The organism is Dactylosporangium maewongense (assembly GCF_039531485.1).
Classification (GTDB): Bacteria; Actinomycetota; Actinomycetes; order Mycobacteriales; family Micromonosporaceae; genus Dactylosporangium; species Dactylosporangium maewongense.
In genome coordinates, this window is sequence record NZ_BAAAQD010000001.1 from 754,707 (window position 1) to 780,855 (window position 26,149).

Sequence of the window (26,149 nt, forward strand, 5' to 3'; positions counted from 1 at the left end):
CGACATCGGAAGGACCGCCCGTGGCACTCAGTTCAAGTTCCAGGTCACGGTGTCGGTGACGGGGGTGCCGTTGACGGTGGCGGTGACCTGGACGGTGTTGGCGCCGGCGCGCAGGGTCACGCCGGTCCACTTGAAGATGTGATCGGCGCTGGTGCGGGAGCCGAGCGAGACGCCGTTGAGGGTGGCGGTGACGGATGCCGCGTTCGAGTACACCTTCAGCTCGGTCGCGGCGGTGGTGCGCTGGGTCCAGCGGCGGCTGGTGATGTACAGGGTGGGCGCCGCCGACCAGTTCGCCTTGTAGAAGTAGAAGGCGTCCTTGCGGGTGACCCGGTCGCGGGTGACGAGACCCTTGTCGTTGATGCCGGGCTGGCCGCCCTCGTTGCGCGCGTCGGCGGCGAAGTCGAACATGTTCCACACGTACGTGCCCCACACGTACGGGCGGGCGTCGAGCTGCTTCCAGGACGCCTCGTGCAGCAGCGCCTGGTACTCCTCGGGGTGGTACTGGCCGCCGGGGCTGGGCGCGGCGGGGTTGAGGGCGTGCTGGGTGGTGTTGGCGCCCGCACCGTACTCGGACAGGGCGATGCGGCGGGACGGGTTCGCGGCGTGCAGGCTGTCCAGGTTCCCGCCGAGGTCGTTGTAGCCGCCGTTGTACCAGCCGAAGTACTTGTTGTAGCCGCTGGCCTCGGCGTGGTTGTTGACGGCGCCGGTGTCGCTGACGCAGCAGCTGGCGTAGACGGAGACCCGGTCGGGGTCCTCGGTGTTCACGAGGCCGGCGAGGCTGTCCAGCAGGGCGTTGGTGGCGGCGTTGTCGACCCGCTGCTCGTTGCCGAGGCCCCAGAAGACGATCGACGGGTGGTTGTAGTTCTGCCGGATCAGCTCGATCATCTGCTGGCGGGCGTTCGCCGTGTAGCCGGCGGAGTTGGTGGTGTCGTTGACGAGCGGGATCTCCGCCCAGACGACGAGACCGCGTTCGTCGGCGAGGTTGTAGTCCTTCTGGTCGTGCTGGTAATGCGCCATCCGGATGGTGGTCGCGCCGATCTCGCGGATCAGGTCGAAGTCCTGGGTGTGCTGGGTGTCGTCGACGGCCCAGCCGACCCCGGCGCGGTCCTGGTGCAGGTTCACGCCGTGCAGGTCGTACGGGTGACCGTTGAGGGTGAAGCCGGTGTTGGGGTCGACGCCGAAGGTGCGCAGGCCGAGGGGCTCGGTGACCACGTCGGTGACCTGGCCGTCGGAGCGGATCTCGACGTTCGCCTTGTACATGTACGGGTCGGCGAGCCCGTCCCACCGGTGCGGGTCGGCGATGGTGACGGTCTGCACGACGTCCACGCCGGCGTTCGCGGCCACGGTACGGGCGGGCAGCGACTGGTCCGCGACGATGTTGCCCGCCGCGTCGGTGACGACCGTGCGGACGACGACGGAGCGGCTCGACGTGGAGTTGTTGAACAGTTTCGTGGTCACGTCGACCGTCGCCGACGCCGCGGTGACGGACCGCTGCCGCAGGTACACGCCGGGGCCGGCGGAGTCGAGCATCCGCACGGCCAGGGGGTCGACGACCTGCAGGCTGACGTTGCGGTAGATGCCGCCGTAGAACGTGAAGTCCGCGGACAGCGGCGGGATGTCGGCGTTGTTGGCGTTGTTCACCTTGACCGCGATGACGTTGTCCTGCCCCACCTTGAACGCCGACGTGGCGCCGAAGCGGAAGCGGGAGTAGCCGCCGGAGTGCTTGCCGAGGTAGGTGCCGTTGACCCACACGTCGGCGACCTGGTTCGCGCCGGCGAACTGCAGGAACAGCATCTTGCCGGCGAAGGACGCCGGGACGGTGTAGTGCCGGCGGTACCAGCCGACGCCGCGGTAGTAGTTGTTGCCCCCGTCGGCGCCGTCGGCGGCGTTCCAGGTGTGCGGGACGCTGAGCTGCTGCCAGCCGCTGTCGTTGAAGGCGGTGGCCTCGGCACCGGCGACGTCGCCCTTGGTGAAGCGCCAGCCGGAGTTGAGGTCGACCCGCTGCCGGAGCGCGGGCGGGGTGTACGTGGCCGCGGACGCGTGGGGCGCCGCGATCACGTTGGCGGCCACGACCATGACGGCCGTGGCGAGCCACGTGACGATCCTGGGCATTGTTCACTCCCGAACGGGACGTATGGCGGTACGCGCCGCCCCGGGCGGGGCAGCGGTGAGGTGCCGTGTTCAGTTGAGACGCAGGCGCGCGACCTGTTCGACGAGCAGGTCGCGCCAGGTGGTGCCGAGCGGTTCCCCGAGGAACGGCTGGAGTGCGTCGACGAGCGAGGCGGGGGTGGAGCGGCCGGCCGCCGCGGCCGCCAGCGCCGCCGCCTGCGGGTCCTCGACGGGTTGGCGGGTGGCGACGTACACCATCCACGCCGCGACGGCGAGCGCGGTCCACTGTGGAGTGTGTCCCGAACCGAGACGGTCGCGGGCGGTGCCGAGCAGCCGGATCGGCAGCTTCAGCGAGCCGTCGGCGGCGACCTGGGCGGTCCGGTGGCCGAGTGCCGGGTCGGCGAACCGGCGCAGGATCGACTCCTGGTAGCCGCGCAGGTCGAAGCCGTCCGGCAGGGTCAGGGTCGGCGCGGCGTCCTCGGTCATGAGCCGCCACGCGGCGTCGGCGAGGACGGGGTCGGTCAGCGCCGACGCGATCGTCTCGTGGCCGGCGAGGGCGCCGGTGTACGCGAGCAGCGAGTGGGTCGCGTTGAGCAGCCGTAGCTTCGCCGCCTCGTACGGCGCGACGTCAGTGGTGAACGTGGCGTCCCACGCGGGCCGCCCGGCGGCGAACGTGTCCTCGATGACCCATTGGCTGAAGGGTTCCGCGACGACCGTGCCTTCGTCGCGGACGCCGAGGATCCGCTGTACATCGGCGAGATCGGCGGCGGAGGTCGCGGGGACGATCCGGTCCACCATGCACGACGGGAACGCGACCGAGGAGCCGATCCACTCGACCAGCCGGTCACCGGTCGGCACGGTGGCGGCGTGGGCGAGGACGATCCGGCGCAGGGTGGCGCCGTTGGCGGGCAGGTTGTCGCACGGCAGCACGCTGAGCGGCCCGGCGTCGGCGCGGCGGCGCAGCTCCAGGCCGGCGACGAGCCGCTCGACCGCGTTGCCGGGCCGGTAGCCCTTCTCGGTCACGGTGAGGGTCACCAGGCGCACGGCCGGGTCGGCGATCCTGTTCACCAGTTCGAACGCCAGGCCGATCTCGCGCAGGGCGCCGATGATCCGCGGAGGTCCGGCGCCGACGCCCCGTTCGAGGACGGTGTACAGGCAGTCCTGCGGCGCGAGCTGGTCCCGGACGGTCGTGGACCGCTGGGTGAAGCCGGCGATCCCCCAGGTCGGGTCGGCGGCCAGGGTGGCGTCGGTGTAGACGGCCTGGTGCGCCCGGTGGAACGCGCCGACGCCGAGGTGCACGATGCCGACCCGCACGTCAGCCGGGTCGTACGGCAACGCGGGCAGTGACCGCAGGGCGGACATCGACAGGCGGGTCACCAACTGTGCATCGTCCCGTCTTCGAGCCGGTTCACCGGCAGCGACGCCGGCTTGTACGGGTACCGCGCGGCGAGCTCCTCGTCGATGTCGACGCCCAGCCCCGGCTCCTCGGACGGGTGCAGGTAGCCGCCGTCGAAGTGGTACCCGTGCGGGAACACCTCGTCCGTCGCGGTCGTGTGCCGCATGTACTCCTGCAGCCCGAAGTTCGGGATGGCGACGTCGACGTGCAGGGCGGCCGCCATGCAGACCGGGGACAGGTCGGTGGCGCCGTGCGAGCCGGACCGCACGTGGTGCAGCGCCGCCAGGTCGAAGATGCGCCGCAGGTGGGTGATCCCGCCGGCGTGCACGACGGTCGCGCGGATGTAGTCGATGAGCTGCTCGCGGATGAGCTGCTCGCAGTCCCAGACGGTGTTGAACACCTCGCCGACGGCGATCGGGGTGGTGGTGTGCTGGCGGATGAGCCGGAACCCGTCCTGCAGCTCGGCGGGGACGGGGTCCTCGATCCAGGTCAGGTCGAACGGTTCCAAACTCTTGCCGAGCCGGGCGGCCTCGATCGGGGTGAGCCGGTGGTGCACGTCGTGCAGCAGCCTGACGTCGGGGCCGAACTCGTCGCGGACGCGGGCGAACACCGTCGGCGTGTGCTTCAGGTACTTCGCCGTGGACCACACGTTCTCGGTCGGCAGGGTGGCGTCGGCGGGCTCGTAGTACATCTTGTCGCCGGAGACGCCGTAGGTGCTGGCGAGCCCGGGGACGCCGGTCTGCACCCGGATGGCCTTGTAGCCGAGGTCGACGTACCTGGCGACCTCCACCAGCACGTCGTCCACCGTGGATCCGTTGGCGTGGCCGTAGACGGTGACGCCCTCGCGGGAGCGGCCGCCGATCAGCTTGTACACCGGCAGCCCCGCGATCTTGCCGAGGATGTCCCACAGGGCGGTGTCGACGGCGGCGATCGCGCTCATCGTGACGGGCCCGCGCCGCCAGTACGCGCCCTTGTACAGGTACTGCCAGGTGTCCTCGATGCGGGTCGGGTCGCGGCCGATGAGCTGTGGCACCACGTGGTCGGTGAGGTAGCTGGCGACGGCGAGCTCGCGGCCGTTGAGGGTGGCGTCGCCGACGCCGGTGACGCCCTCGTCGGTGACGATCTTCAGCGTGACGAAGTTGCGGTCGGGGCAGGTGACGATGACCCGGGCCTCGCTGATCCTCATGTGACGTCCTCCTCCTTGACCCGGGCGACGAGCTGGGTCGGGTTCACCAGGCGCAGCGCCAGGACGAGCAGCACGAGCATCGTGCCGGTGTAGATGACGGCCATCGCGTCCACGGACTGCTGCGCGCGGATGCCGGCGGCGGACATCGAGTTGTAGAGCGCGACGACGAGCGTGGTCGAGTCGGGCCCGGCGGTCAGGAACGTCAGCTCGAACATGCCGACGGTGCGGACGAGGACGAGGATCGACGCGGCGAGGATGCCGGGGACGAGCAGCGGGGCGAGGATGCGGGTGAAGATCTGGCGGGTGCCGGCGCCGCACATGCGGGCGGCGCGTTCGATGGTGGGGTCGATCTGCTCGATGAACGGGGTCATGGTGAGGATGACGAACGGCACCGACGGCACCAGGTTCGCCAGCACCACCCCGGTCATGTGCCCGGCGAACCCGTACTTGTAGAGCACGGTCGCCAGGGGGATGCCGTACGTGATCGGCGGCATCAGGATCGGCAGCAGGAACAGCAGGTACAGGACGCGCCGGGCGGGGAACGCGCGGCGGGCCAGCACGTAGGAGGCGGGCACGCCGACGAGCACGGAGATGCCGACGACGAGCGCGGACACCTCCAGGGTGGTGACGAGGACGGGCAGCAGCCCGAAGTCGCGCCACGCCTCGCCGTACCACTGGCCGGTGAAGCCGGAAGGCAGCCACGTGTCGAACCATTGGGTCCCGAACGAGCTGACGACGACGGAGCCGACGAGGCCGAACAGGTTGACGAAGAAGAACGCGACGACACCCCAGACGAGCCAGGCGGCAGGACGCGCGGTGAGTCTCATCCCTTGCCTCCGGTGGATCCGGTGTACAGCAGCGACCGCCAGCCGAGGACGGCGGCGATGACGGCGAGCTCGACGAGGCCCATGACGACCGCGATCGCGGACGCCTTCGGGTAGTCGTACTGTTCGTAGCCGGCGTGCCAGGCGGCGATGGAGATGACGCGGGTGTCGCCGGCGGGGTCGCCGACGAGGACCGCGGACGGGAACACGCTGAACGCCAGCACGAACGTCAGGCAGAACGTCGTGGCCAGGCCCGGCGCGAGCAGCGGCAGGGTGATCCGCCGGAAGCGCTGCGCCCAGCCGGCGCCGAGGGTCGCGGCGGCCTTCTCCAGGGTCGGGTCGATGCCCGACAGGTACGACAGCACCAGCAGGAACGCGAACGGGAAGCCGGTGATGACGAGGGAGAAGAACACGCCCCAGTAGTTGTGGGTGAGCCGGACCGGGTCGTCGATGATCCCGGCCGCCATCAGGGTGCGGTTGAACCAGCCGGTGGGGCCGAGGAAGTTGAGCAGCCCCTGCGCGGTGAGGACCGTGCCGAGGGTGATCGGCACGACGAGGAGCGTGGTGAGCAGCCGCTTGCCGCGGAACCTGCCCCGCATCCGGTAGGCGATCGGCACCGACGCGCCGACGTTGAGCAGCGCCACCGGCAGCGACAACCACAGCGTGGTGGTGAGGGTGCCGCGCTCGTACGCGTCGCTGAAGAACGACGTGTAGGCCGCGAACGGCCCACCCTCTTCGGGTTGGAACGACAGCCCGATGCCGTAGAAGAACGGGTAGACGAACAGCGTCACGACGAACAGCAGCGCCGGGCCGAGCAGGAGCAGCTGCCGGTCGACGCCGCGCTCGGCGAGCCGGTGCCGCAGCGCCACCTTGGCCATCAGCTCTCCCCTCCGGCGGGGAACACGAGCAGCGCCGACAGGTCCACCGCGAGGCGGACTTTGTCGCCCGGTGCGGGCCGGGTCCCGGTGCGCAGGTGCAGGCGCTGCCCGGCTTCCGTCACGACCTCGACGGCCACCTCGCGGCCCTGGTACTCCACCACCTCGACGGTGGCGGGAAACCCGTCGTCGGCGACCCGCAGGGACTCCGGTCGTACACCGGCGACAACGGCATCCCCGATGGCCAGGTCGCCGACGGCGGTGCCGTGCAACGTCAACCCGCCGCCCTCCACCACTGTGGACGGTCCGGTGTGGACGACCTTCATCGGAAGCAGGTTGCGGAAGCCCATGAAGTCGGCGACGTGCCGGTTCGCGGGCTGGGTGTGCATCTGCTCCGGGGTGCCGACCTGCTGGACCCGCCCGTTGCGGAGCACGACCAGGCGGTCGGCCATCGACAGCGCCTCCTCCTGGTCGTGCGTCACGTAGACGGTGGTGAGGCCGAGCGCCTGGTGCAGCCGGCGGATCTCGGTGCGCATCTCCAGCCGCAACTTCGCGTCCAGATTGGACAGTGGCTCGTCCATCAGGACCAGCGACGGCTCCAGCACGACCGCGCGGGCGATCGCGACCCGCTGCTGCTGCCCGCCGGACAGCTGCCCGGGCAGCTTCCGCGCCTGCTGCTCCAGGTGGACCAGGGCGATCGCCTCGTCGGTGCGACGGCGGATCTCGGCGCTGGGCAGGCGGCGCATCTGGAGCCCGAACGCGATGTTCTTCGCGACCGTCAGGTGCGGGAACAGGGCGTAGTTCTGGAAGACCATGCCGAAGCCGCGCTTCTCCGGCAGCAGCGTGTCGAGGCGGGTGTCGTCCTGCCAGATGCTGCCCGCGGTGAGCGGCAGCAGGCCGGCGAGGCAGTTGAGGGCGGTCGACTTGCCGCAGCCGGACGGGCCGAGCAGGGCGATGAACTCGCCCCGCTCGATCGTCAGGTTGAGGTCGACGAGCGCGTCCTGGCCGCCGAAGCGCCGGGTCACGCCGTCGAGCCGCAGCTGGTTGAAGGTCACTTCTTCACCTTCGCGCCGCCCACCTCACGGTCCCACTTGTCGAACGCGGCGACGAGCGCCTTCGCGTCGAGCGGGACCTCCAGAGGGTTGCCGGAGATGAGCTGGTCGTACTCGGGGCGGCCGAAGTCGGTGATCGCCTTCTGGCTGTCGGCGGGCGCCATCGACAGCGGCACGTCCTTGACCGCCGGGCCGGGGTAGAAGTAGCCCTTGTCGTAGGCCTTCGCCTGCTGCTTCGGGCTGAGCATGTCCTGCAACAGCAACAGGATCGCGGCCTGCTTGTCGGCGGAGACGCCCTTCGGCACGACGGCGTAGTGCGCGTCGGTGACCCAGTGGAAGCCGTTGAGCGAGCCGATCTTCGCCTCCTTCGGCACCTGGCCGAGGACGCGCGGGTTGATGTCCCAGCCGGTCGTCGTCGCGATGATCTTCGCGGAACCGTTCGCGAGGGACTTCATCGTCTCGCTGGTCGAGCTCGGGTACAGCTCGACGTACTTGTTGAGCTCGGTGAGGTACGCCCAGGTCTTCTCCCAGCCGTTGACCGGGTCCTTCGGGTCCTTGTCGCCGAGCAGGTACGGCAGCCCCATCAGGAACGTGCGGCCGGGCCCGGAGTTCGCGGGCCGGGCGTACTGGACGGCGCCCGGGTTGGCCTTCGCGTACGCGAGGAGCTCATCGGCGCTCTTCGGCGGGTTCGGCACCTTGTCCGGCAGGTACTCGATCAGCGGGCCCGACGGGTAGTAGGTGACGGTGACGCCGAAGTCCCCGGCGAGCTTCTGCATCGCGGCGGCGCCGGGCAGGTAGCTGTTCATGTTGGACAGGCGCTGGGCGTACGTGGGAAGCAACGGCTGCCAGAGCCCCTGGTCCACACCGGCGGCGAGGCCGTCGACACCGGTGAGCACGAGGTCGATGTCGACCCGTCCGGCGTTCTGCTGCGCCTTGACCTTCGGCGCGAGCTCGGGCGCGGTCGCCTTGGAGTAGGTGACCTTGCTGATCGTGTCGCCGTGCGCGGACACGAAGTCGTCGATCATGCCCTGGGTGAGCTGCAGGTTGCCGGCGACGTCGAGGATGTTGAGCGTCACGGGGGACGCGGGCTTGAGCGGCAGGTCGCCGCTGGACGCGGCCGACGGGGTGTTCTTCGCCGGGGCGCCGCAACCGGCGACGAGCGTGAGGGTGAGCAGTGCGGCGAAGTGTCTGCGGGTCAGGGACATAGCGGGATTCCCTTCTGGTGCACGCTTCAGGGGGGTGTCGTGCGGCGTGGCTCAGATGGTGCTGGCCGCGGGTGGGCGGCCTGTCGAGTGGCGGACCATGAGCTGTGACGGGAGCTCGCGGCGGGCGAGGGCGGCGCGGTCGGGGTCTTCGAGCAGCTGCAGCAGCATGTCGACGCCGGCGCGGCCGATCGGCTCCTGCGGTTGGGCGACGGTGGTGAGCGACGGGCTGACCATCTGGGACAGCACGATGTCGTCGAAGCCCATGACGCTGATCGCCTCGGGCACCTTGACGCCGCGGGTGGCGAACCAGTTCAGCAGGCCGAGCGCGACCAGGTCGTTGTAGGCGATGACGGCGGTGACGCCGGTCGCCAGCACCAGGTCAGCCGCCGCGACGCCGCCGGCGAACTGCGGCACGAAGTTGCCGACCTCGACGAGCTCGATGTCGCCGGCCGCGGTCACCGCCCGCAGCGCCTTGGCCCGCTCCCGGTTGGACCACGACGCCCGCGGGCCGGCGACGTAGGCGATCCGCCGGTGGCCGAGGGCGGCGAGGTGCGCGACGGCCTGCCGGATGCCGTCGACGTTGTCGATGGTGATCGCCGGGATCTGGCCGACCCGGCGGTTGAGCATGACGATCGGCGTCTCGCCCGCGACCGAGCGCAGGTCCTCCTCGGTCATGCGCGGCGAGCAGAGCACGATGCCGTCGACCTGCTTGCTCAGCGCCCTGACCAGGCCGGCCTCGGCGTTGGGGTCCTCGTCGGTGTCGGCGAGGAAGACCGAGAAGTCCGACTCGCGGGCGCGGCTCTGCACGCCCTTGACGACGCCCGGGAAGAACGGGTTGGTGAGGTCGGGCACGATCAGCCCGATGTTTCCGGTGCGGCCGGTGATCAGGCCGCGGGCCGCGCGGTTGGGCTGGTAGCCCAGCTCGGCGGCCGCCCGCTCGACCCGGGACCTGGTCTCGGCCTGGACGAGCGCGGGTGTGGTCAGTGCCCGGCTCACCGTCGACGGCGACACGCCGGCCACGCGGGCCACGTCCTTGATCGTCACCGGCATCGAGCACGCTCCCTGGGTCTCGTGATGACGGCAAGCATGAAATCGTTTGTAGGTCGATGTCAAGAGATTCCTCACGCTCACTCTTGACGCGGCGATTTCGTGCGCACACAGTGATGAGAACGTTTGTGGGATCTACCTCTGAGGAGTCAGCACGGTGCCGCAGCTCCACCTCGACCCCGACCGGGCCCTGCCACCGGACCCCACGACCAGGGAGCTCGCCCGCACCGTCTACGCCGCGACCCGGTCGCTGCCGCTGGTCTGCATGCACGGCCACGTCGACGCCGCGCTCCTCGCCGACGACACCCCGTTCGGTGACCCGGCCTCACTGCTGATCACCCCGGACCACTACGTGACCCGGTTGGTGCATGCGGCGGGTGTACCGCTGGAGGCGCTGGGCGTGGGCCCCTCGGCGACGACCGACCCGCGGGCGATCTGGCGGACGTTCTGCGCCAACTGGCGGCTCTTCCGGGGCACCCCGTCGCGGTACTGGCTGACCCACGAGCTCGTCGAGGTCTTCGGCGTCGCCGTCGTCCCGTCCGCGGCCACCGCCGACGCGCTGTACGACGCCCTGTCATCGCGCCTCGCTTCGCCGGAGTTCCGCCCGCGGGCGCTGTTCTCCCGGTTCGGCATCGAGGTGCTCGCCACCACCGACTCGCCGCTGGACGACCTCGACGCCCACGCCCGGCTGGCCGCCTCGGGTTGGGAGGGCCGGGTCATCCCCACCTTCCGCCCCGACGCCCTCGTCCACCTCGACCGTCCTACGTGGACCGCCGACGTGGCCGCCCTCGCCAAGCGCGCCGACGTCCCCACCGACGACTACGACGGCTACCTGGCGGCACTGCGCGCCCGGCGGCAGGCCTTCATCGCCGCGGGCGCCCTCGCCACCGACCACGGCCACGAGTCCGCCGACACCACCCCGCTACCGCCGGCCGAGGCCCGCCGCATCTACGCCGCCGCCCTCTCCGGCCAGGTCGCCCCCGCGGAGGCCCGCGCGTTCGCCGGCCACATGCTCCACCAGATGGCCGCCATGTCCTGCGAGGACGGCCTGGTCATGCAGCTGCACCCCGGCGTCCTGCGCGATCACAGCACCGATGCGTTCGAGCAGTACGGCCCGGACCGCGGCTTCGACATCCCGGTCACCGCCGAGTTCACCCGCTCGCTGCGCCCGCTGCTGCAGTCCTTCGGCCGCCACCCCACGCTGCGCCTGATCCTGTTCACCGTCGACGAGACGGTCTACAGCCGCGAGCTGGCCCCCCTCGCCGGCGTCTACCCCGCCGTCCGCCTCGGCGCCCCGTGGTGGTTCCTCGACAGCCCCGAGGGCCTGCGCCGTTTCCGCGCCTCGGTCACGGAGACGGCAGGCTTCTACAACACGGCCGGCTTCGTCGACGACACCCGCGCGTTCGCCTCGATCCCGGCCCGCCACGACCTGGCCCGCCGCATCGACGCCGGCTACCTGGCGGGCCTGGTCGCCCAGCACCACCTGGACCTCGACGAAGCCATCGAGACGGCGGTCGACCTCGCCTACACGATCCCGAAGGAGGTCTACACCCGCCCCGCGACGTGACCAAGTTACGACGGCGCCTGCGGGTGATCGCCACGAACAAGCGAGTCAAGCTGCTGGTCCTCGGCATCTTCGCGTTCTCGTTCCACCGCGCAGGCTTTGTTCAGCTGGCCGGTTGTGCCGGGATGTCGAGGACGGCGACGTCGGTGGCGGTGAGGCTGCCGGCGATGACCGTGCCGGCGTGTTCGGCGACCGAGGTGACGAAGCCGTAGGAGCCGTCGGTGGTGCGCAGGTCGTGGACGAGGTGGCCGTCGAGGGTGAAGGCCATGACCCACGCGATCGGGGTCGCCTTGGGGCGCAGGGCGGCGGGCAGGTTCCAGGCCAGGAGGCGCAGGAGGCCCGGCAGCGGCAGGAGGCGGTCGAGCAGCGGGTTGCGGGGCGCGGCGATCGCGACCCACAGCAGGCCGTCGCTGCCGAGGCTCATGTTGTCGGGGAAGCCCGGCAGGTTCTCCACGAAGGGCTCGACCCGGCCGTCGGGGCAGTGGCGGCGGATGCGGTACCCGGCGGTCTCGGCGAACAGCAGAGAGCCGTCGGGGACGAGGACCAGGCCGTTGGCGAACTTCAGGTCGTGCAGCAGGGTGGTGACGGTGCCGTCGGGGTCGCGGCGGATCAGGCGGCCGGTGCACGTGTGCTCGAACATGTCGCCGAGGTGGTGTTCGAGGTCCCAGCGGGTCGTCGACGTGGTGAACCAGATCGTGCCGTCCGCGCCCTGCACGACGTTGCTGGCGAACGTGAGCGGCGCGCCGTCCACGGTGTCGACGAGCACCTCGACCGTGCCGTCCGCGGTGACGCGCAGGAGGCCCCGGTCGTGGTCGCAGACCAGGACGCTGCCGTCGGGGCACGGCTGCACGCCGAGGGGGCGGCCGCCGGTGTCGGCGACGACCATGCGCGAGCCGGCCGGGCCGAGGCGCAGGAGCCGGCCGTCACCGGTACCGGTGACGACGGCACCCGACACGTCGAACATGACGTCCTCAGGGCCGTGCCCACCCGTCGCCAGCCGCCGCGCGACGACGAACGCGCCGGTCGGCCCGGTGTCGCGCGCCGCGGGCGGCCGCCATCGACGCGGCACGATCCAGCGGCGGGGCATGGCAGCACCCTACGACGGCGCGGCCGCCCGCGCCACGGCGGCGGGCAACCTGCGGGGGTGGGTGCGGCGTCGAATACTCGGACCGTGTCCCAGACAGATTGGACGGTGGGAATGCAGACGATCGGGCAGCCGTGGGGTGTCAGCGTGTTCGGTGCGGCGAGTGTGAAGGCGGTGCCGGAGCTGGTCCGGATCCGGTTCAAGGTCGTGCGGACGCTGGAGACGGCGGCGGAGGCGCTCGACAGCGCGAGCGCCGCGGTCGGCGAGGTCAGGCACGTGCTGCGTCGGCACGGGATCCCCGATGCGGCTGTACAGGCGTCCCGGTTGAGCCTCGTGACGGCGACGAGGTACGTCGACGGCGACAGCCGCTTCGCCGGCTACCGGTGCGTGGCCGGGTTCTCCGTCGAGTCGGCGGACCTCGACGGGAGCCGGCAGCTGCTGGTCGACCTCGTCGCGGCCGGCGCCAACGAGATCGAAGGCGTCGACTTCGACGTCACCGGCAAGCCGGCGCTGCGGGCCGAGGCGCGGCGCAAGGCCGTCGCGGCCGCGCGGGCCAAGGCCGAGCTGTACGCGGAGGCCGCCGGTGTCCGCGTCGGGGCGGTGCTGCACATCGAGGACGTCGACCCGGAATCGCCGGGCGTGAACCGGTACCGCGGCCATGCCAGCGGCTCGGGCGAGGCCGCCGACCAGGACCTCGCCCCAGGCCACGTCATCGTGTCGGCCGCGGTGATGCTCGGGTTCGCGCTGGCGCACGACTGACGGGGGCTCGGGTTCGCGCTAGCGCACGACTGACGGAGCGCGTCCCGAGGCCAGGAGCGCCGCCGTCGGCAGGGCGAGCGCGCCGTCGTCGTCGAGGAACCCGGCGGCGAGGCGTTCGTATGCGCTGCGGGCGGCGGCGACCGTCGCCGCGTCCTGGCCGGCGAGCGCCTCGCCGAGGGCGCCCATGCCGTTGGCGGGCCCGATCCACCAGGTGTCGACGTCGGTGCGGTGCGTCCAGCTGATCGTGTGGCAGGCGACGTCCCGCAGGCCGGCACCGGTGAGCAGGCCGGCGACGCCCTCGGCGGTACGGGCGAAGTTCAGCGACGGCGGGATGATCGACGGCGCCGGGGTGAGCCCGACGGCGGCCATGACGTCGTTCCACAGCTGCTGCAGCGGCGGCGACGGGTGCGGCCACACGGTGACCGCCACCCGCCCGCCCGGCGTGGTCAGGCGCACCAGCTCGGCGACCGCGCGGCCGGGGTCGGTGACGTGGTTGACGACGAAGTTCGCGACCACCGCGTCGAAGGCGGCGTCGGGCAGCGGCAGGTCGGGCAGGCCGGCGTGGAGGACCTCGGGCACGACCGCGCGGGCGAGCTCGACCATGCCCGGCTCGGCGTCCACCGCGGTCACCGTGGCGCCACCCGCGACGGCGAGCGCCGCGACCGTCCCCGTGCCCGTGCCGACGTCGAGCAGCCTGATCCCCGGTGCGAGCCCCGCGGCTGACAGCAGCGCCGGCGCCGTGTACGCGCACAGGTGGACGTAGCTGTCCGCGAACGCCGCCGCGCGGCCGGTCCATTTCCCCATGCGGGGAGCTTAGTCAGGGGCCTCGGAGAGCAGCGTCTCGATGCGCTCCAGCAGGACGCTCGGCTCGAACGGCTTCACGAGGTAGTCGTCGGCGCCGGCGTCGAAGCCGGTGCTCACGTCCAGCCACTGGCCGTGGGAGGTGAGGATCAGCACGGGCATCAGCTCGGTGTCGGTGGTCTCGCGCAGGGCGCGGCAGACCTCGATGCCGTTGATGCCGGGCATGCTGACGTCCAGGATCGCCAGGTCGGGATGTTCGCGGCGGGCCGTGTCCAGGGCCGTGCCGCCGTCGGCGCAGGCGATGACCTGATGGCCGGACGTGTCGAGCAGGAACGTCAGCAGTTCCCGGATCGCGAGGTCGTCCTCGGCCACGAGCACCGTCGACACGAGCACCGACCTCCCGTTCCCATGTGAAGCATCCGATCCGAGTATATGGACAAATTGGCTCAACTATGGTGGTTCCGGATGGTTCGAGTCTGGAGGCCGCGAGGATGACCGCAGCGGTGGAGCCGCAGTACCTGCGGCAGCTGTCGCACGAGCTGCGCACGCCGCTCACCGGCATCCGCGGCTACAGCGAGGTGCTGGAGCAGGCCGGCCCGCTCACCGAGCGGCAGCGGCACATGCTCACCATGCTCAACTCCTGCGTGCACCGCCTCGACAGCCTGATCGACGACCTGCTGCTGATCGCGTCCGTCGACGCCGGCGCGTACGGGCTGGTGGTCGAGGACGTCGACCTGGCCCGCCTGTGCGAGCACGCGGTGCGGGCGCACAACGCGCACGCGCGACCCGGCGAGCCCGCGGTGCGGTGCGCGGACAGTGCCGGAAGCTGCGTCGTACAGGCGGATCCACGGCAACTGGAGCATCTGCTGGTGGCGCTGCTCAACCATGCCGCCGGATGCTTCGCCGGGTGCGCCGAGCTGTGGGTCGGCACCGGCGGCGACGGCACCGGCGCGTGGGTCACCGTCACCGTCACCGGCGACGCCGACGAGCCGGCCGGCATCGTGGGGCTCGGACTCGCCGTGGTGCGGGCGATCGCCGAGCAGCACGGCGGCAGCGTGGCCGCCGGCGACAGCGAGCTGCGGGTGGCGTTGCCGCGGACGGTGCGGCCCAGCGAGCGGGTCGTGGTGCGGGCGATGCGGCGGTCGCGATGAGACGGTACGGCTCGATGGCGCTCGCCGCCGCGGTCCTGGTCCTCGGGGCGCTCGTCACGCTCGGCGTCACGAGCGTCATCACCGGCAAGGAGCGGCGCTCGGCGCAGCTGGCAATCCAACGCCAGTCGGATCTGGCGGCTGCGGCGGTCGCGGGGGAGGTCCGCCGGTACGTCGACACCATCGACAACGTGGCGGCCGCGCTCGGCTCGCACGACGGGCTGAGCCCGCAGGCGTTCGACCGGGCGACGTCCCGCATCCCGTCGCTCGCCGGCGCCACCGCCCTCGTGTTCGTCGTTCCCGCCGGTGTACCGGAGGTCGCCGCCGTCCAGGACGCGTGGCGGGCCGCCGGCGCCACCGGGCTCACCCTCAAGCCCGCGGAAGGCATTCAGGAGCACTACTTCGGCGTGTACGCGCGGCAGCTCGACGGCAACGCCCCGCTGGAGGGCGGCAGCGACCTCGGCGACAACCCCGACCTCGCCGACGTCATGCGGCAGGCGCGTCTGTCCGGACACGCGGCGGTGTCCAACGCGGCACTGATCGCCGGCGGGCAGCGGCGCACGCTCAGCCTCGCCACGCCCGTCACCGGCGCGGACGGCGCGCTGCGCGGCTGGGTCGTGCTCGGCCTGCGCGGCGAGGGCTTCTTCGGCGGGGCGCTCGGCGAGGTGCTGCACCGCCGGGTCACCGCGACGCTGTCCGCGACCCAGACCGGCGGCGGGCTCCTGCCGATCGCGACCGTGCACCGCCTCGCCATGCCCGGCAACGCCCTGCGCCGGGCCAAGGACATCGGCATCGCGCAACGCGTGTGGCACCTGGAGGTCAGCGCCGACCCGCGCGACCTGCCGGGCGCCTACACCGACCGGCCCCTCGTCGCGACCGCCGCCGGCGCCGCGCTGACCGTGCTGGTCACGCTGCTGGTGTACCTGCTGTCGACCCGCCGCTCGAAGGCGATGACCCTGGTGCACGAGTCGACCCGCGAGCTGCGCGCCGCCGAGCGCGAGGCCCGCGACCAGGCCGCCCTGCAGCAGGCGATCCTCACCAGCCTCGCCGAGGGCGTCACCGTCGTCGGCGCCGACGGCCGCGTGCTGCTGCACAACCCCGCGGCCCGCCAGCTGCTCGGCACCGCTGGCGACCCCGACACGCTGGAGGACTGGCCCGCGCACTACGGCGCCTACCTGCCGGACCGCGCGACCCCGTTCCCCGCCGCCGAGCTGCCGATGGTGAAGGCGCTGCGCGGCGTCTCCGTCGACCGGGTCGAGATGGTGATCCGCAACCCCACCCACCCCGACGGCATCCTCGTCAGCGTCAGCGCCCGCCCGCTGGACCGCTCCGGCGGCGGCCCACGCGGCGCGGTCGCGGTCCTGCACGACATCACGGCGCTGCGCCGGTACGAGACGGAGCTGGCCCAGTTCGCCGCCGTCGTCGCCCACGACCTGAAGAGCCCGCTGACCGCGGTGCACGGCTTCGCCGCCGTCGCCGCCGACGCGCTCTCGGCCGGCGTCGCGCGCTCCGGCCCCGACGCCGCTCAGGCCGCCCCGCGCCGCCCCGACACGGCGAAGGTCGCGGTCGAGCGGGTCCGCCAGGGCGCGATCCGGATGCGGTCGATCATCGACGACCTGCTCGCGTACACCACCGCCCGCGACGCGCCGCTCAACCTCACCGACGTCGACCTGGGCGCCGTCGTCGCGTCCGTCGTCGCCGACCGCACCGCCCTCGCCCCGCCCATGCAACTGGCGAAGGCGTCCACGGTCGCCCTCCCACCCACGCCGCGCATCCACATCGGCGACCTGCCGCACATCAAGGCCGACCCGGGCCTGCTGCGCCTGGTCGTGGACAACCTGATCGGCAACGCCATCAAGTACACCCCCGCCGGCCAGACCCCGCACATCGAGGTCACCGCCGTGTCCGACCCCGACCGCATCGTCCTCGTCGTCGCCGACCGCGGCATCGGCATCCCCGACGGCGACAAGGCCCGCGTCTTCGAGTCCTTCTACCGCGCCCGCCCCGCCGACTACGGCGGCACCGGCCTCGGCCTGGCCATCTGCCGCCGCATCGTCGAGCGCCACGGCGGCTCGATCGCCGTCGAGGACAACCCCGGCGGCGGCACCAGGTTCTGCGTCTCCCTCCCCACGGCCGACCACCCCACCGAACCCGACCCCATCGCCGCCCTGCGCACCTACGGCATGTCCGCCGACGCCGGCTGGGAACGCCTCATGCGCCCCAGCGACGTCAACGCCTCCTGACGCCCTTCCCCGCAGGCGTCTCCGCGCCCTTCAAGCACCGCTACAGGCGCGGCTCGAGCATCAGGTCGCGCTGATACCAGGTGCCTGCCTTGCCACCGAGGTGTGCCGGGTCGGCCGGACCGGCAGGGGCGAAGCCGGCCTTGGTCAGCACCTTCCGGGACGCCACATTCTGGTGGGAGGCGGCCGCCCGCAGCGTGCGCAGCCCGTGCCGGGCCGCCGCCAGCCGGCACAGCTCCCGGACGGCTGCGGTCGCCACGCCACGGCCGGAAGCATGCTGCGCGGTCAGGCGGGGACGCGGGGGGTGGACAGGGACTGGATGAGTTCGGTGAGGACCTGGGCGGCGGTGGGGTTGTCGACCTGGCAGGTGCCGGCGGCGCGGTGGCCGCCGCCGCCGTGCTTGAGCATGATGGAGCCGATGTCGACCGGGGACGTGCGGTCCACGATGGACTTGCCGACGGCGAACACCGTGTTCTGCTTGGCGCGGCCCCACAGGGCGTGGATGGAGATGCGGGCGTCGGGGTGGAGGGCGTAGACCATGAAGCGGTTGCCGGCGTAGATGGTGTCCTCGTCGCGCAGGTCGACCACGACGACGTCGTCGTGGACGGTGGTGACGCGGCGCAGCTGGTCGATGAACGGCTCGGTGTGTGCGTGGAACAGGTCGGCGCGTTCGCGCACGTCCTTCATCGCCAGGATCTCGTCGACGCTGTCCAGCTGGTGGCAGGCGTGGATGAGCTTCATCATCAGCTCGAAGTTGGAGATGGTGAAGTCGCGGAAGCGGCCCAGGCCGGTGCGGCTGTCCATCAGGAAGTTCAGCAGGGCCCAGCCGGTCGGGTCGAGGATCTCCTCCACGGTGTACTGCGCGGAGTCGGCCTTGTCGACCGCGTCCATGAGGTCCGGCGGCACGTCGGTGAAGAAGTCGGCGCCGCCGAACTCGTTGTAGATGACCCGTGCCGCCGACGGTGCGGACGCGTCGATGATGTGGTTGGGCTGCGGCCCGACGCGCACCGTCTCCGAGTGGTGGTGGTCGAACACCATGTGCGCACCGGGCACGTACGGCAGGTTCGTGATGATGTCGTTCGCGGTGATCTCGACCTTGCCGTCCTGCATGTCCTTCGGATGCACGAAGACGATCTCGTCGATCATGTCCAGGTGCTTCAGCAGCGTGGCACACACCAAGCCGTCGAAGTCGCTGCGCGTCACGAGCCTGTGCTTCACGGCCATCTCCCTGCTCCAGCCCTGTCGCCCCCGATCGGCCACGGACGCGCCGACCTGAGCGGATCGGCGGCACGTCGGTGAAGAAGTCGGTGCCGCGGCCGCCGATTACAACAGCAGGTGAAGGTCAGGAGGACGCCGGAGACATCACTCGAGCAGGGCTTCGAAGTATGGCTTCATGGACGGGTAGTAGTCGTTGAAGTCGGGCATCGGGGTGTCGTCGCGGGAGGCCACGAGGGCGTCGAGGTAGAACTCCCAGCCGGGGCCGTAGTCGCCGGCGCCGACGCCGTCGGGGCCGGGCAGGTGGTGGACCAGCTCCAGCAGCGTGCCGGTGTCCACGGTCGACAGGCGCAGCTCCAGGTGGGCCATCGAGTCGGTCAGGACGAGCCGTCGCGGGGGCTCGCAGGCCTCGATCCGCGCCTCGGACCAGGGGGCTCCTTCCTCCTGGATCATCTGGTACCGGATGCGGCCGCCGGGACGGGCGTCGCCCTTCCAGGGGCCGAACCAGCGGGCCGTGCGGTCGGACTCGGTGACGCTGGCCCAGACGTCCTCGATCGGGGCGCGGAAGGTGCGGCTGATCACCAGTTCGCCGCCGGTGGCGGTGGGGATCCAGCGGCCGGTGGGGGTCGGGCTCATGCGGTGCGTTCCTCTCCGATGGGTGGGTTGCGAAGGCGGTCGCGGCGGGTGCGGTACACCTCGGTCTCCAGCGCGTCCATCCGCTGCTGCCAGATCGGCGGCGCCGTGAACCGGGCGAGCCAGCCGGTCAGCTCGCCGAGCCGGGTGGGGTCCAGGGAATACACGCGGCGCCGGCCTTCGAGGGTGTCGCGGACCAGGCCGCACTCGCGCAGCACGCGCAGATGGCGGCTCACGGCGGGGCGGCTGATCTCGAACCGGGCGCCGATCGCCGACGCGACCTGGCCCGCCGGCGCGGCGCCGCCGGTGTGCAGCAGCTCGAGGATCGCCCGGCGCACCGGGTCCGCGATCGCCTCCGCCACGTCGTCCACGCCGAGAAGTGTAACCCACGGGTTACACGTTCCCTGACCTAACGGAGTCTGAAGTCTGGCTTAGGCACCTTGACATCGAAGGATTCGAATCAGATTATCTGTCAGGTAAGTTACCTATCTAACGAGAGGGAGGCCTCGTGAAGATTCCCGGCAGGCTGGTCGGCATCGGTGCCGCGGTCGCGCTGATCGGCGGGGTGACGGTCGCAGTGACCACCTACGGCGCCGAGGCGGCCACGGAGAGCCTGCTCTCACAAGGCAGGCCGGCCACGTCGTCGTCCGACGAGCTGTCCTCGCTCGGCCCGGGCAACGCCGTCGACGGCAACACCGGCACCCGCTGGGCCAGCGCGGAGGGCGTCGACCCGCAGTGGATCCGCGTCGACCTCGGTGCCGCCAAGACGATCACGCACGTCAACCTGAGCTGGGAGGCGGCGTACGCCAAGGCGTACCAGATCCAGACCTCGCCGGACGGCAGCGCCTGGACCACCATCTTCAGCACCACCACCGGCAACGGGGCGACGGACGACCTCACCGGCCTGAACGGCACGGGACGCTACGTCCGGGTCCTGGGCACCGCCCGCGGCACGACCTACGGCTACTCGCTGTGGGAGTTCAAGGTGTACGGCACGACGCCGGGCACGCAGCCCAGCGCCAGCCCGACGCCGTCGAAGACCCCCAGCGCCAGCCCCACGCCGTCGAAAACCCCGAGCAGCAGCCCCAGCGCCGGCAAGGACCTCACCGACCCGCGCAAGAAGGACATCGCCATGCAGCTGGTGTCCAGCGCGGAGAACTCCTCGCTGGACTGGAAGGCGCAGTACAAGTACATCGAGGACATCGGCGACGGCCGCGGGTACACCGCCGGGATCATCGGCTTCTGCTCCGGCACCGGCGACATGCTGGAGCTGGTCCAGCTCTACACGCAACGCGTCCCGGGCAACGTGCTCGCCAAGTACCTGCCGGCGCTGCGCAACGTCGACGGCACCGACTCGCACGCCGGGCTCGACCCGAACTTCACCCGGGACTGGAAGACCGCCGCGGCCGACCCCGCCTTCCAGACCGCGCAGAACGACGAGCGCGACCGCGTCTACTTCAACCCCTCGGTGCAGCAGGCGAAGGCCGACGGCCTGCGGGCCCTGGGTCAGTTCGCCTACTACGACGCGATCGTCATGCACGGCCCCGGCGACAGTGCCGTCAGCTTCGGCGGCATCCGCCGGGCCGCGATGGCCAAGGCCCGCACCCCCGCACAGGGTGGCGACGAGTTCACCTACCTCAACGCCTTCCTCGACGCGCGGGTCGCGGCGATGAAGACCGAGGAGGCGCACAGCGACACCAGCCGGGTCGACACCGCGCAGCGGGTGTTCCTCAACAACCGCAACTTCGACCTCAACCCGCCGCTGAGCTGGAAGGTGTACGGGGACCCCTTCTCGATCCCCGCGTAGTCACTCAGACCTGGCGCCGCCGAGAATGGAAGAGATCGCCTCGGCGGCGCCCGGCTTCGCGAACAGGTAGCCCTGCCCGAACTCGCAGCCGAGGTCCTGCAGCGTCGACCACTGCTCCTGCGTCTCGATGCCCTCGGCGACCGTCTGCAGCTGCAGGGCCCGGCCGAGCTGCACGACGGCCTCCGCCAGTGTCGCGTCGCCGTTCTCGGTGTCGATGCCGTCGACGAACGACCGGTCGATCTTCAGGATGTCGACGGGGAAGCGCTTCAGGTACGACAGCGACGAGTAGCCCGTGCCGAAGTCGTCGATCGCGAGGCGTACACCCAATGACTTGAGCCGGCCGAGGGTCTCGATCGTCGAGTCGGTGTCCTGCATCAGCAGCGACTCGGTGATCTCCAGGACCATCTGGTGCGGGTCGATGCCGGTCTCGGCGAGGATCTGCCCGACCTCCTCGACGAGCCCCTCGTGCTGGAACTGCCGCGCCGACAGGTTCACGTTCATGCGGATCCGCCCGGCGGACTCGGGGAACTCCGCGCACCACTGCGCGAGCTGCTGGCACGCCTGCCGCAGCACCCACCGGCCCAGCGGCACGATCAGCCCGGTCGACTCGGCGAGCGGGATGAACGCGTTCGGCCCGACCAGCCCGCGCACCGGGTGCTGCCACCGCACCAGGGCCTCGACGCCGATGAGGCGGCTCGTCGGCAGGTCCACGATCGGCTGGTAGTGGACGACGAACTCCTCGTCGGCGAGCGCGCGCTCCAGCTCCGCGCGGTCGTCGGCCTCGCGGAGGATCTCGGCGTACATGGCGGGGTCGAACAGCGCGTAGCGGTCCCGGCCGGCGGCCTTCGCCGCGTACATCGCGAGGTCCGCGTTGCGCAGCAGCTCACCCGGGTCCGGCCCGTCCTCGCCCTCGCTCGCCTTCGCGGTCGCGACGCCGATGCTGGCCGAGCAGACGACCTCGCGGTTGCCGAGGCGCAGCGGGCGGCGGATCGCGGCGAGGAGCCGGTCCCCGAGGTCCATCGCCTCGAACTCGTCGATGTCCTCGACGAGGATCGCGAACTCGTCGCCGCCGAGCCGGGCGAGGGTGTCCGCGGACCGCAGCTGCTGGTGCAGGCGTAGCGCCGTCGACGCGATCAGCTGGTCGCCGGCGTTGTGGCCGAGGCTGTCGTTGACGAGCTTGAAGTCGTCGAGGTCGACGAGCAGCAGCGTGATCCGCCCGCCGCCGCGCCGGTTGCGGGCGATGGCGTGCTCGAGCCGGTCGCGGAACAGGGCCCGGTTCGGCATGCCGGTCAGCGAGTCCGCGAACGCCTGCCGGGTCAGCTCCTCCTCCAGCTCCTTGCGCTCGGTGATGTCCCTGATGCTGATGACCGCGGCCTCCAGCGACGGGTCGTCCAGCCGGTTGGTGCCGATCACGTCGGCGTAGATCCAGGCGCCGTCGGCGCGGCGGATCCGTGACTCGACCCGCGCGGAGGAGCCGGGGGCGCCGTTGGCGACGCTCAACCACCACTCCATCACCACCGGCAGGAAGTCGGGGTGCGTGATGTCCATGAGCAGGTCGCTGGTGACGAACCCCTGCTCGTAGCCGAGCACGGTGCGCACCGACGGGCTGCAGTAGGTGACGCCGCCGAGGGGCAGCACGGCGATGACCGCGTCGGAGGAGTTCTCCAGCAGCGCCTCGATCCGCCGTTCGGCGCTGAGCCGGGCCGCGTCGAGGCGCCGGCGGTTGCTGGCGGTCCGCGCGCAGAACCACATGACGCCGGCCATCAGCGCGAGGCTCAGCGCGGCGAGGGTACCGGTGACGGGGCGGTCCCGGGTGAGTACCAGCGACACGTACCCGACCAGCGACGCCGCGCCGATGCCGATGACGGCCCGCTCGGAGGCGAGCGCCGCGGTGGACGCCAGGATCAGGGTCACGCCGGCGGGGTAGATGGCGAGCGCGGCGACGTCGTACGCGGTGAACGCCAGCAGCACCGCCAGGTTCCCCAGCCACCAGGCGAACAGCGCGCGCGGCAGCCACGGCCGGTCGACCAGCCGGCGCCACGGCAGGAGCGCCATCGCGGCCTGCGCGACGCCCACGAACGCGATCGCGGCGACGAGCAGCGGCCCGCCCTGCCAGTCCAGGTGCACCCGGACCGCGCCGATGGCGATCACCGCGACGCCGACCCACGTGCCCAGCCTGATCTGGCGGGCGCGGTACTCGCCTTCGTGCTGCTCCAGCGCGTTCACCGACATGGTCCGTTGATCGGTGCCGGCCCGGTCTTCCTGAGCCGATCCCTTCCCGTCGCGGGTGCGGAACGGGAGCGAACGGGGAGACGTGCCGTCTGACATTTGTCACCGGCCGGGCGTGCACGGTGCACCGCAACCGATGTGTGACGGCACTACGGGAGCGGCACGGGGGCACGAAGACTGTCCATATGAGACGCAGAGTCGTACTGATGGCGGCGGCATCGGCTGCGGTGGCGGCCGTCCCCGCACCGGCGTTCGCCGCCGGACCGGTGAGGCTGGTCCTGCCGGCGCCGACCGGGCGCCACCGCATCGGCACCGTCGCGCTGCACCTCGTCGACCGGTCCCGCCCCGACCCGTGGGTGCCGGCGGAGCGGGTCCGGGAGCTGATGGTGCAGCTGTGGTACCCCGCCCACGACGCGCGGCGGCTGCCGCTCGCGCCGTGGGTGTCGCCGGCGTTCGCCGCGCTGCTCAACCCGCCCGGCTCCGGCTACGAGCTGCCCCTCACGCACGCCCGGCTCGGCGCGCCCGCGCTGCCCGGGCCGCGCGCCGGGTGGCCCGTCGTGCTGTACTCGCCCGGCTTCGGTGTCGAGCGGACCGCCAGCACCGCCGTCGCGGAGGAGCTCGCGAGCCACGGGTACATCGTCGTCACCATCGACCACACGCACGACTCGCCGCTCGTCGAGTTCCCCGGCGGGCGCGTCGCCAGGAGCGCGGTGCCGCCGCCGACCGGCGAGCCCGGCGAGGAGGAGCGGCTCATCGCGAAGGCCCTCGCCGCCCGGGTCGCCGACACCCGGTTCGTCCTCGACTGGCTCGCCCGTCCCCAGCGGGCGTTGCCGAGCGGTCTCTGGTACGCCGTGGACCAGCGCACGATCGGGATGATCGGGCACTCGCTGGGCGGTACCACCGCCGCGGAGACCATGCTGGAGGACCGTCGCGTCAAGGCCGGCGTGAACCTCGACGGCGCCATGTCGGGCCGCGTGATGACCGAGGGGCTGGACCGGCCGTTCGTCCTCGTCGGGTCGGACGGGCACGGCCGCGCCGGCGACGAGACCTGGGCCGCGTTCTGGGCGGTGCTGCGCGGGCCGCGCCTGGAGCTGCAGCTGCGCGACTCCGGGCACATGTCGTTCACCGACTACCAGGTGCTGCTCCCGCAGGCCGGGATCCCGGCGGAGGACCTCGCCGGGCAGCTGGGCACGATCGACGGCGAGCGCTCCGTGCGGGTGCAGCGCGCCTATCTGCTGGCGTGGGCCGACTGCTGGCTGTCGGGGCGCGGGGGCACCCTGCTCGACGGCCCGTGCGCGGCGTTCCCCGAGATGCGGTTCCTCCCGTGACGGCGGCGGTCCAGGTGTACGAGCTGCGCCGCCGCTACGGCTCGTTCGAAGCGGTGCGGGGCGTGTCCTTCGACGTCGAGCGCGGCGAGCTGTTCGCGCTGCTGGGCACGAACGGCGCCGGGAAGACCTCGACGCTCGAGCTGGTCGAGGGGCTCGACCGGCCGACCGCGGGTACGGTACGGGTGCTCGGCCGTGACCCGGTCCGCGACCGTACCGCAGTACGGGCCCGTACCGGCGTGATGCTGCAGGAGGGCGGCTTCCCACCCGACCTGACGCCGGCGGAGGCGCTGCGCATGTGGGCCGGCACGTTCGGCACGCGGGCCCGGCCAGTCGCGGACACGCTGGACCTCGTCGGCCTGGCGCACCGCGCGGACGTGCGGGTCCGGCAGCTGTCCGGCGGCGAGCGGCGCCGTCTCGACCTCGCCGTCGCCGTCGTCGGCCGGCCCGACCTGCTCATCCTCGACGAACCCACCACGGGTTTGGACCCCGAGTCCCGGCACGACACGTGGCGGCTGCTGCGCGGGCTGCTCACCGACGGCGTCACGATCCTGCTCAGCACCCACTACCTGCAGGAGGCGCAGGAGCTCGCCGACCGGGTGGCGATCCTGCGCGCCGGGACCGTGGTCGCGACCGGCTCCGTCGCCGAGGTCGTCGCCGCGTTCCCGGCCCGGATCACCTTCGACCTGCCGCCCGGCGTCACCCTCGACGCGCTGCCGGACGTGGTCGGCGCCTACGACCTGACCGGCGGGCGGGTCTTCGTACACACGCAGCAGCTGCAAACGGCGCTCACGACGCTGCTCGGCTGGGCCGCTGCACACGGCATCACGCTCACCGGGCTCGACGCGCGGTCCGCGACGCTGGACGAGGCGTTCCTGTCGATCGCGGGTGCGGCATGACGCATCTGGTCCGGTCCGAACTGCTCCTCCTCGCCCGCAACCGGATGGCCGTGTTCAACTCGGTCCTCGTGCCGGTGATGATCATCGGGCTGCTCGCGTCCGGCGGCGATGCCGGCGGTGACACGGCGGTCGTCACCGGGATGCTCGGGTTCGTCCTCGTCGGGGTGCTGTACTACACGCTGGTCAGCACCTACGTCGCCCGCCGCGAGGACCTGGTGCTCCAGCGCCTGCGGGTCGGCGTGCTCACCGACCTGGAGATCCTCGCCGGCACCGCCGGCCCCGCGGTCGCCGTGGCGCTCGGGCAGATGGCGCTCTTCGTCGCCGTCGGCGCGACCGCGTTCGGGCTGCCCGCACCGGTCAACGCCCCCGTGCTGCTCCTCGGGGTGCTGCTCGGGACGGTGGTGTTCGCGCTGCTCGCCGCGGTGAGCACGACCTTCACCCGCACCGTCGAGCTGGCGCAGGTGACGACGCTGCCGGTCCTGCTGGTCTGCGTCGCCGGCGCCGGCTTCGCGATCCCGCTGGACGCGCTGCCGGGGCCGGTCGCGGAGGCGCTACGGTGGCTGCCACTGTCGCCGACGCTGGAGCTGGTCCGGCTCGGCTGGCTCGGCAAGCCCGGGGCGGGCGTCCTCGGCGTCCTCGGGGCGGCGGCCGCGCCGGCGGGGCTGCTGGCGGCGTGGACCGTGCTCGGCTGGGTGGCCGTGCGACGCTGGTTCCGCTGGTCACCGCGGCGTTAGTCGCAGATGGGGGTTCG

At 71.9% G+C, this 26,149-nt stretch carries 24 protein-coding genes; 8 read left to right on the top strand and 16 right to left on the bottom strand.

The features are described 5' to 3' along the window. Window positions 1–27: 27 nt before the first annotated feature. From ABD332_RS03265 to ABD332_RS03300, 8 genes are all read right to left on the bottom strand, one after another. Window positions 28–2,112 carry a glycoside hydrolase family 2 protein gene (locus tag ABD332_RS03265; protein WP_344499319.1) on the bottom strand — a complete coding sequence of 695 codons (2,085 nt, stop codon included), beginning with the start codon at window positions 2,110–2,112 and terminating at the stop codon, window positions 28–30. A 69-nt stretch (window positions 2,113–2,181) separates the two neighbouring features. Next, a complete protein-coding gene (locus ABD332_RS03270) occupies window positions 2,182–3,486 on the bottom strand; it encodes a mannitol dehydrogenase family protein (protein ID WP_344500700.1) in 1,305 nt (434 codons plus the stop codon). Beyond that, window positions 3,483–4,691, bottom strand: coding sequence for a D-mannonate dehydratase ManD (gene manD / locus ABD332_RS03275; RefSeq protein WP_344499321.1), 1,209 nt, complete (start codon window positions 4,689–4,691; stop codon window positions 3,483–3,485). Before manD ends, ABD332_RS03270 begins: the two co-directional genes overlap by 4 nt. After that, complete coding sequence (locus ABD332_RS03280; protein WP_344499323.1) at window positions 4,688–5,518, bottom strand: ABC transporter permease; 831 nt, start codon at window positions 5,516–5,518, stop codon at window positions 4,688–4,690. The genes manD and ABD332_RS03280 overlap by 4 nt, the downstream gene beginning before the upstream one ends. Further along, window positions 5,515–6,393: an ABC transporter permease gene (locus ABD332_RS03285; protein ID WP_344499326.1), complete on the bottom strand. Its 879-nt coding sequence runs from the start codon at window positions 6,391–6,393 to the stop codon at window positions 5,515–5,517. Before ABD332_RS03285 ends, ABD332_RS03280 begins: the two co-directional genes overlap by 4 nt. Further along, window positions 6,393–7,445, bottom strand: coding sequence for an ABC transporter ATP-binding protein (locus tag ABD332_RS03290; protein ID WP_344499328.1), 1,053 nt, complete (start codon window positions 7,443–7,445; stop codon window positions 6,393–6,395). The genes ABD332_RS03285 and ABD332_RS03290 overlap by 1 nt, the downstream gene beginning before the upstream one ends. Next, entirely contained in the window at window positions 7,442–8,647 is a 1,206-nt protein-coding gene (locus ABD332_RS03295) for an extracellular solute-binding protein (RefSeq protein WP_344499330.1), read from the bottom strand. Before ABD332_RS03295 ends, ABD332_RS03290 begins: the two co-directional genes overlap by 4 nt. Window positions 8,648–8,698: 51 nt before the next feature. Further along, window positions 8,699–9,697, bottom strand: a complete 999-nt coding sequence (locus tag ABD332_RS03300) for a LacI family DNA-binding transcriptional regulator (RefSeq protein ID WP_344499332.1) — start codon at window positions 9,695–9,697, stop codon at window positions 8,699–8,701. Between the two features lie 154 nt (window positions 9,698–9,851). On the opposite strand from ABD332_RS03300, the gene uxaC reads away from it, so the two are divergent. Continuing rightward, window positions 9,852–11,261, top strand: coding sequence for a glucuronate isomerase (gene uxaC / locus ABD332_RS03305; protein ID WP_344499334.1), 1,410 nt, complete (start codon window positions 9,852–9,854; stop codon window positions 11,259–11,261). Between the two features lie 100 nt (window positions 11,262–11,361). Here the strand turns inward: uxaC and ABD332_RS03310 are convergent, their stop codons facing one another. Then, a complete protein-coding gene (locus ABD332_RS03310) occupies window positions 11,362–12,345 on the bottom strand; it encodes an SMP-30/gluconolactonase/LRE family protein (protein WP_344499336.1) in 984 nt (327 codons plus the stop codon). Between the two features lie 84 nt (window positions 12,346–12,429). On the opposite strand from ABD332_RS03310, the gene ABD332_RS03315 reads away from it, so the two are divergent. Then, window positions 12,430–13,101, top strand: coding sequence for an SIMPL domain-containing protein (locus ABD332_RS03315; protein WP_344499338.1), 672 nt, complete (start codon window positions 12,430–12,432; stop codon window positions 13,099–13,101). 18 nt (window positions 13,102–13,119) lie between these two features. Here ABD332_RS03315 and ABD332_RS03320 read toward each other — a convergent pair whose 3' ends face one another. Together ABD332_RS03320 and ABD332_RS03325 are read right to left on the bottom strand one after the other, a co-directional pair. Continuing rightward, window positions 13,120–13,905 carry a class I SAM-dependent methyltransferase gene (locus tag ABD332_RS03320; protein WP_344499340.1) on the bottom strand — a complete coding sequence of 262 codons (786 nt, stop codon included), beginning with the start codon at window positions 13,903–13,905 and terminating at the stop codon, window positions 13,120–13,122. Between the two features lie 9 nt (window positions 13,906–13,914). Further along, on the bottom strand, window positions 13,915–14,289 hold the full coding sequence (locus tag ABD332_RS03325) for a response regulator transcription factor (protein ID WP_344499342.1): 375 nt from the start codon (window positions 14,287–14,289) through the stop codon (window positions 13,915–13,917). A 104-nt stretch (window positions 14,290–14,393) separates the two neighbouring features. Between ABD332_RS03325 and ABD332_RS03330 the strand changes: the two genes are divergently transcribed. Together ABD332_RS03330 and ABD332_RS03335 are read left to right on the top strand one after the other, a co-directional pair. Next, a complete protein-coding gene (locus ABD332_RS03330; protein WP_344499344.1) occupies window positions 14,394–15,053 on the top strand; it encodes a sensor histidine kinase in 660 nt (219 codons plus the stop codon). Further along, complete coding sequence (locus tag ABD332_RS03335) at window positions 15,050–17,293, top strand: ATP-binding protein (protein ID WP_344499346.1); 2,244 nt, start codon at window positions 15,050–15,052, stop codon at window positions 17,291–17,293. Before ABD332_RS03330 ends, ABD332_RS03335 begins: the two co-directional genes overlap by 4 nt. A gap of 40 nt (window positions 17,294–17,333) precedes the next feature. On the opposite strand, the gene ABD332_RS03340 is transcribed toward ABD332_RS03335, so the two are convergent. The 4 genes from ABD332_RS03340 to ABD332_RS03355 form a co-directional block, all read right to left on the bottom strand. Further along, the gene (locus ABD332_RS03340; protein WP_344500702.1) at window positions 17,334–17,657 is read right to left on the bottom strand and encodes a GNAT family N-acetyltransferase; all 324 of its coding nucleotides are present in this window, start codon (window positions 17,655–17,657) and stop codon (window positions 17,334–17,336) included. Next, window positions 17,576–18,514: an exopolyphosphatase gene (locus tag ABD332_RS03345; protein ID WP_344499348.1), complete on the bottom strand. Its 939-nt coding sequence runs from the start codon at window positions 18,512–18,514 to the stop codon at window positions 17,576–17,578. Before ABD332_RS03345 ends, ABD332_RS03340 begins: the two co-directional genes overlap by 82 nt. Before the next feature lie 138 nt (window positions 18,515–18,652). Then, window positions 18,653–19,141, bottom strand: coding sequence for an SRPBCC family protein (locus ABD332_RS03350; RefSeq protein ID WP_344499350.1), 489 nt, complete (start codon window positions 19,139–19,141; stop codon window positions 18,653–18,655). Next, window positions 19,138–19,509 (bottom strand): ArsR/SmtB family transcription factor, encoded by a 372-nt coding sequence (locus tag ABD332_RS03355; protein ID WP_344499352.1) that lies wholly within the window; start codon window positions 19,507–19,509, stop codon window positions 19,138–19,140. The genes ABD332_RS03350 and ABD332_RS03355 overlap by 4 nt, the downstream gene beginning before the upstream one ends. A gap of 137 nt (window positions 19,510–19,646) precedes the next feature. On the opposite strand from ABD332_RS03355, the gene ABD332_RS03360 reads away from it, so the two are divergent. Further along, window positions 19,647–20,945: a chitosanase gene (locus ABD332_RS03360; protein WP_344499354.1), complete on the top strand. Its 1,299-nt coding sequence runs from the start codon at window positions 19,647–19,649 to the stop codon at window positions 20,943–20,945. On the opposite strand, the gene ABD332_RS03365 is transcribed toward ABD332_RS03360, so the two are convergent. Then, window positions 20,946–23,177, bottom strand: coding sequence for a putative bifunctional diguanylate cyclase/phosphodiesterase (locus tag ABD332_RS03365; RefSeq protein ID WP_344499356.1), 2,232 nt, complete (start codon window positions 23,175–23,177; stop codon window positions 20,946–20,948). 182 nt (window positions 23,178–23,359) lie between these two features. On the opposite strand from ABD332_RS03365, the gene ABD332_RS03370 reads away from it, so the two are divergent. The 3 genes from ABD332_RS03370 to ABD332_RS03380 are packed head-to-tail and all read left to right on the top strand — an operon-like array spanning window position 23,360 to window position 26,132. Continuing rightward, window positions 23,360–24,502 carry an alpha/beta hydrolase family protein gene (locus ABD332_RS03370; protein ID WP_344499358.1) on the top strand — a complete coding sequence of 381 codons (1,143 nt, stop codon included), beginning with the start codon at window positions 23,360–23,362 and terminating at the stop codon, window positions 24,500–24,502. Next, window positions 24,499–25,398 carry an ABC transporter ATP-binding protein gene (locus tag ABD332_RS03375; protein ID WP_344499360.1) on the top strand — a complete coding sequence of 300 codons (900 nt, stop codon included), beginning with the start codon at window positions 24,499–24,501 and terminating at the stop codon, window positions 25,396–25,398. Before ABD332_RS03370 ends, ABD332_RS03375 begins: the two co-directional genes overlap by 4 nt. Then, window positions 25,395–26,132, top strand: coding sequence for an ABC transporter permease (locus ABD332_RS03380; RefSeq protein WP_344499362.1), 738 nt, complete (start codon window positions 25,395–25,397; stop codon window positions 26,130–26,132). The genes ABD332_RS03375 and ABD332_RS03380 overlap by 4 nt, the downstream gene beginning before the upstream one ends. Window positions 26,133–26,149 lie beyond the last annotated feature (17 nt).